Origin of the sequence: Xenorhabdus sp. KK7.4, assembly GCF_963876465.1 — a bacterium.
In the GTDB taxonomy this organism is placed as follows: Bacteria; Pseudomonadota; Gammaproteobacteria; order Enterobacterales; family Enterobacteriaceae; genus Xenorhabdus; species Xenorhabdus stockiae.
Genome location: NZ_CAWNQF010000022.1, coordinates 1 through 888 on the forward strand (window position 1 = coordinate 1; position 888 = coordinate 888).

1 protein-coding gene is annotated in these 888 nt (G+C 41.7%); it reads left to right on the plus strand.

Annotation, left to right across the window (positions count from 1 at the left end; translation table 11 throughout):
• The coding region (locus tag AACS90_RS03645; protein WP_153043718.1) for a site-specific integrase at positions 1-525 on the plus strand (525 nt) is incomplete at its 5' end.
• Positions 526-888: the final 363 nt, after the last annotated feature.

The window sequence follows — 888 nt, forward strand, 5'->3', positions numbered from 1 at the left end:
AGAATAATGGAGGTGCTACGTAGAAAAGGGAATCATTGGACAAGCAATATTCCTTACGAAGATATCTTAAATTTCTCAATACTTTCTTGTATGCGCATTGGTGAGGTGTGCAGAATCAGGTGGGGTGATATCGACGAAAAACAAAGAGCGGTACTTGTCAGGGACAGAAAAGACCCCCGAAAAAAAACAGGGAATCACATGCTTGTACCTTTACTTGGGGAGGCGTGGGATATCGTGCAAAGGCAACCCAAATCTGAAACTGGGTTGATATTTCCCTATAAACCCTCAGGCATATCACATGGTTTTCGTGAAGCTTGCAAAGAGCTAGGCATTGAAGATCTTCGCTATCACGACCTACGCAGAGAGGGTGCAAGTCGTTTATTTGAGGCTGGTTTCTCTATTGAAGAAGTCGCACAGGTTACCGGGCATCGCTCTCTGAATGTACTCTGGCAGGTATACACAGAACTATATCCTCAATCACTACACGAAAAATTCAATAAGCTCATGCAGCAGAAGGCAGAGTGATTTCAGATGGGTGGATTTTCACCCATTAACCCATGCTTGATGTCTAAGTCTTTAAGTGAAAATCACCATCTTGGCTGCCTTTATTTTGAAGCGAACAATCAAGCTATCAATGTTATTAAGGGTATGCAACCGATTCACTATCTTAAATCGATTGATTAGTCTAATTTTCGAGCCGCTTCCCAAATTTAGCATGTAAATATTTACAAAAGGTTACAGTTACGTAATAAATGATGTCGCTTTAAACGGCGAAGCCCCGAACTACTGGTAATAGTTTCGGGGCCTCTAATGCAGCGTTTACCCTGTAGTGAGGAAGTAAACATGATAAGTATACCACTTAACGAGCCGAGTAAAACTATCAGTGTT